The organism is uncultured Desulfovibrio sp., from assembly GCF_944327235.1.
Taxonomy (GTDB): domain Bacteria; phylum Desulfobacterota; class Desulfovibrionia; order Desulfovibrionales; family Desulfovibrionaceae; genus Desulfovibrio.
Window position 1 is genome coordinate 1 of record NZ_CALVHE010000127.1, and the last position, 5,077, is coordinate 5,077.

4 protein-coding genes and 2 pseudogenes are annotated in these 5,077 nt (G+C 64.6%); all 6 read left to right on the plus strand.

Annotated features, from left to right (window positions below; genetic code table 11):
• Nucleotides 1–464 (plus strand): S24/S26 family peptidase (locus Q0K00_RS11295; protein ID WP_297229597.1); only part of this gene is annotated, 464 nt, incomplete at its 5' end.
• Nucleotides 464–1,594, plus strand: coding sequence for a lytic murein transglycosylase (locus tag Q0K00_RS11300; RefSeq protein ID WP_297229599.1), 1,131 nt, complete (start codon nucleotides 464–466; stop codon nucleotides 1,592–1,594). The genes Q0K00_RS11295 and Q0K00_RS11300, both read left to right, overlap by 1 nt.
• A 46-nt stretch (nucleotides 1,595–1,640) precedes the next feature.
• Nucleotides 1,641–2,054: pseudogene (locus tag Q0K00_RS11305) on the plus strand (flagellin); the annotation flags it as partial.
• A 600-nt stretch (nucleotides 2,055–2,654) separates the two neighbouring features.
• Nucleotides 2,655–3,059: pseudogene (locus Q0K00_RS11310) on the plus strand (flagellin); the annotation flags it as partial.
• A gap of 299 nt (nucleotides 3,060–3,358) precedes the next feature.
• Nucleotides 3,359–4,024 (plus strand): HDIG domain-containing metalloprotein, encoded by a 666-nt coding sequence (locus tag Q0K00_RS11315; RefSeq protein WP_297229601.1) that lies wholly within the window; start codon nucleotides 3,359–3,361, stop codon nucleotides 4,022–4,024.
• Nucleotides 3,987–4,913, plus strand: a complete 927-nt coding sequence (locus Q0K00_RS11320; protein WP_297229603.1) for a D-alanine--D-alanine ligase — start codon at nucleotides 3,987–3,989, stop codon at nucleotides 4,911–4,913. The genes Q0K00_RS11315 and Q0K00_RS11320 overlap by 38 nt, the downstream gene beginning before the upstream one ends.
• Nucleotides 4,914–5,077 lie beyond the last annotated feature (164 nt).

The window sequence follows — 5,077 nt, forward strand, 5'->3', positions numbered from 1 at the left end:
ATGTGCCCAGCGAGAAGCCGGAAGGGCTGGCCGAAGACCCGGCCCACTTCGGAGATCCGCAATCCCGCTGCGTCATCAGCCCCATCTTCCTCATGTCCTGTCCCTACAGCGACAGCAAGCCCCGGCCCGCCTTCTCTCCGGCGGGGCGGCTGGCCATCCCCGGCTCTCTACAGCGGGAAGCGCTCATGATCTTTCGCATGAGCGGCGACAACATGACGCCCCTGCTGCCGCCCAATGCCCACTTCGGCGTGGACAGCAACGAACAGGAGATCGTCTCCGGCAAGCTTTATGCCGTCTTTGCGCCCCATGAAGGCGTGACGGTACGCAAGATCTTTCTGGACGGGGAACAGGAGGGCTATCTGTTGCGCTCCGAATCCGCCCAGTACCCCGAAACCCGGCTCACTCCCCAGCAACTCAAGAAACGCCTGCTGGGGCGCGTGATCTGGATCATGCAGGAGTTGTGATGATGCGACTGTACAGGCGTGCGCTTCTGGTCCTCATGGTCGTGGGCACTCTGGCCCTTGCCGCCTGCGGCGGCACGCAGGCCGCCGACGACGGTTCCGTGCCCATCGGCACGCCGGTGCTGGAAGCCCCGGAAAAAGCGACCGACACGGATCGTCTGGAAGAAAAGACTCTATCTTCCCAGCAGGTGGCCCCTTCGGGGGCCACCCCCGTTTCCGGCCTGCCGGGCGGCGCGCTGCCTGTCCCCTCAGGCGCCATGCCTGATCCGCTGCCTCCGGTGAATGCCGTCCACGGGACGCCCGCAGCCATCTGGCAGCCCCTCCTGCAACGTCTGGCGGCCGACGGCATCTCCGGCCCGCAGGTCACGGCGCTCTTTGCCGCCCTGCCGGACGTGGCGACCCAGTCGCCCATGGGCCGCAAGATGAAGGAACTCTACCGCCGCCGCTTCCTGCCCGCTCCCCCGACCAGCGGCAAACCTCGCCAGCAATATTACAAAGGCGTCGTGACGGAAGCCAACGCCCGCATCTGCGCCGATTTCGTCAAGGAAAACGCGGCGGCCTTCACCGAGGCCCAGCGCCGCTACGGCGTGCCGCGCCATGTGGCCGTCGCCCTGCTCTTTGTGGAGACCCGCCTCGGCCGCGTGCTGGGGGACGTCAAGGAGAACGCCTTCTATACCCTTGCCAGCATGGCCGTGAGCCGCGAGCCGGACAGCATCCGCCAGTGGCTGCCGCAGCTCCCCGGCTACGAAAAGCATCTGGACTGGCTCCGGGAGACCATGCCCCAGCGTGCCGACTGGGCCTATAAGGAAACGCGCGCCCTCGTGGAGCACATGCTCCGCGATCAGGTCCCCGCCGAACACCTGCCCGGCTCCATCTACGGCGCGGTGGGCCTGTGCCAGTTCATGCCCTCCAATATCACGTCATACGGCGCGGACGGCGACGGGGACGGGCGGGTCGATCTGTTCACCATCCCCGACGCAGTTGCAAGTCTTTCCTGTTACCTGTATAAGCATGGCTGGAGAGCGGGCATAGACCGCAAGCGTCAACACGCCCTGCTCATGCGGTACAACAAGTCCACCGTCTACGCCAACACCATCTTGGCTCTGGGAGATCTGGTAGCCAAACAGCTCTAACAAGCCGTGCTCCCCCCTCCGGCTTGACGGACTGGGGGAGCACGACATGTCCATTTCCCTGTTGCATAATCTCTCGGCCAGTCAGGTGGCCAATACGCTCACGGCCCATTTCCAGGCGCTGTCGGATTCGACGCGCCGTCTTTCTTCCGGGCTGCGCATCGAGGAATCCGCCGACGATCCCGCGGGACTGGCCGTACGCGAGCTCATGCGCGCGGACATCAGCGCGCTGCATCAGGGCGTCCGCAACGCCAATGACGCCATTTCCATGATCCAGACCATGGACGGCGCGCTGGGCGTCATCGAAGAAAAGCTCATCCGTATGAAGGAACTGGCCGAACAGGCCGCCACCGGCACATACGATTCCGTACAGCGGCTCATGATCGACAGCGAATTCCAGGCCATGGGCTCGGAGATCACGCGCATCGCCCTGGCCACGGACTTCAACGGCATCAAGCTGCTGGCAGGCGCAGGCGGCATGGCCGGTTTCCAGCAGCAGACCGTGGGGGAATGGAACTTCAACGACCTTTCCGACAGCAGCGGCAACGGCAACAATCTCACCCAGAACGGCACTGTCTTTGCGGGCGGCGGCAATCTGACCACCGTGGACTCCATGCTGGGCAACGTGTCGGCCAACCTGAACCTCAACGGAGGGGCCGGCTTCAGCATCTCCATGCGCTTCAATCCCGCGCTGACGGCAGGTGCGGGCGCTCATGCGGAGCTTTTCCAGTTCGGCAATCTTTCCGCGCGTGTCACCACCACGGGCGAACTGGAGGTCACCCTCGGCGGCCAGAGCGTCCAGGGGCCTGTCAGCGGCGTTGCCGACGGCGGCAACAACGCTCTTGAGGTGAGGATCGAGGCGGACAACGCCCTGCATGTCATCCTCAACGGCAACGATGTGGGCAATATCGCCAATGCCAACGTCGGCGGCAACGGCACCCTTGTCATCGGCAGCTGGTCCAACATGGGCGTCGGGGTCGTTTTCGGCCCCGTGAGCGTCAAGGACAATCCCAACGGCGCGCAGGCCGACGCCCAGACGGCCATACCCGGCGATCCCGCGCCGGGCAAGGTGCTCATCCACTTCGGCACGGGCAACGACTCCGCGGAGGACTATTACGTCATCGACAAGTCCAACGCCACGCTGGCGGGACTGGGCCTGGCCAATACCGACATCACCACCCAGAACAACGCCCAGACGAGCCTGACCCGCATCAAAGGAGCGCTGGAACGACATGCCGAGATCCGCACCTATCTGGGAGGACTGCAAAACCGGCTGGAAAATACCGTCACCAACCTGACGGTCCAGAGCGAGAATATCGCCGCCTCCGAGTCCCGCATCTCCGACGTGGATGTGGCGCAGGAGATGCAGACCTTCGTCCGCAATCAAGTCCTGACGCAGGCGGCGGTCTCCATGCTGGCGCAGGCCAATTCCCTGCCGGGCATGGTCGCCAGCCGCCTTATCGGCTGATCCCCGGCGCGGCTCACCCGTACGCGGAAACAAAAAGAAAAAAAATGTCCCTTTTTCTCTCAAGTTCTCCAGTGACCTGCCGATAAGGCTGTTTACCGCATCTTACCGGTTCACCTGTCAGCGGGAGAAGCCTAGCTCCCGCCGGAATGACACGGACCGCGGATGTTCCGGTCACTTCCCGTCGAGGCCGTCCCGCAACACGCGGGGCGGCCTTGGTCTTTGGGCAGGGATGCCGCCTCCGGCCCGGACTCCCGCCCCTTTCCTTGCCAAGGCGGCAAGGCAGTGGCATACTGCCGCCCATGTCAGTGCTCATGCCTCCCAGCGACAACGGGCCTCTTTTCGCCCATCCGTATTCGCATCTGCCGGAACCGACGCTTGCGGTCGCCATGCCGCAACCGCCCGCGCCCGATGAGGCCGCCTGCGCGGCCCTGTGGGAAAAATACGCCATGCCGCCCCATATCCGCCGCCATTGCAAGGTCGTGGCGCACATCGCCTGCACGCTGGCCGAGCGGGCGCTTGCGCGCGGCTTCGCCGTGGACGTGGCGCAAGTGCGGGCGGCCGGTCTCCTGCATGATCTGGCCAAGGCCTACAGCATCCAGTATGGAGCGGGACATGCCCACCTCGGCGCGAGCTGGGTGGTGGCCGAAACGCGCCATTTTGCCGTGGCCCAAGGCGTCATGCTGCATGTCCACTGGCCGTGGCGCATTCCTGTGGACGACGGCGCGCGCCTGTGCACGCTGCCTTTTTTCATCCTGTATGCCGACAAGCGCACCCGGCACGACCAGTGCGTCACGCTGGACGAACGCTTTGCCGATCTGCTGGAGCGCTACGGGCGCACCGAAGCCGCCCGGGCGGGCATAGAGGCCTCCCGACAGCAGGGACTCATCATCGAACGCGCTTTCGAGGCGCATCTGGGGTGCTCATTACATGAAGATTCTTTTGATTGCGGGCGGCTGGTCCTCTGAACGGGAAATATCGCTGATAGGCGCGCGCGGTATGCAGGCGGCGCTGGAACAACGCGGACACAGCGTCACCTTCTTCGACCTGCTGGACCAGTTCGACCATCTCCTGGAATGCGCTCAGACGCACGATTTTGCCCTCATCAACCTGCACGGCGCACCGGGTGAGGACGGCCTTGTGCAGGCCATGCTGGAACGTGTCCACTGCCCTTATCAGGGATCCGGCCCGGCCGGTTCCTTCCTGGCCCTCAACAAGGCGGCCGCCAAGCAGATCTTCCGACAGGCGGGACTGCCCACAGCCGACTGGGTCCTGTTGACGCGGCGTCCCGACGCCGACTGGGAACCGCCCTTCGGCTGGCCGGTATTCGCCAAGAGCAATACCGGCGGATCTTCCCTGCATCTGGGGCGGGCCGCCGACCGGGAAGAACTCGCGCCCATCCTTGACGAGATCTTCAACGCCGGGGAATGCGCCATCATCGAGCCCCAGCTCACCGGACGGGAAGTGACCTGCGGCGTCCTTGGCGAAGAGGCCCTGGCCCCAATCCTCATCGAGCCTGTGGCCGGGGAATTCTTTGATTTCACGAGCAAGTACGCCAAGGGCGGCGCTCGCGAGCTCTGCCCCGCGCCTCTGCCCGACGAGGTGACCGCCGACGTGCGGCGCATCGCGCTGGCCGCGCACAAGGCCCTGGGACTTGCCGGGTACAGCCGGGCGGACTTCATCCTCGGCGCGGACAACAGCCTCCATCTGCTGGAGGTCAATACTCTGCCGGGCATGACGCCCACGAGCCTCGTGCCGCAAGAAGCGGCCGTCGCGGGGCTCGACTTCGGCCAGCTGCTGGAACGCCTCATCGAGCTGGGGTTGCAGCGCCACGCCGGAACGGCCCGCGCCCGCTAGGGCCTGTCAACACAAATTTTGCAACCAATTTCAATAGATAAGCAAAGCAGACTGTATGCACACCGCTTGCTTTTGGGACGAGAGTGCCTCGTGTACCTGACTCTTCCCCGGTAAAAGCGCGCTGGGGAAGGGATGGGGGGCTTGGGGGGAAGGGGAACACCTCC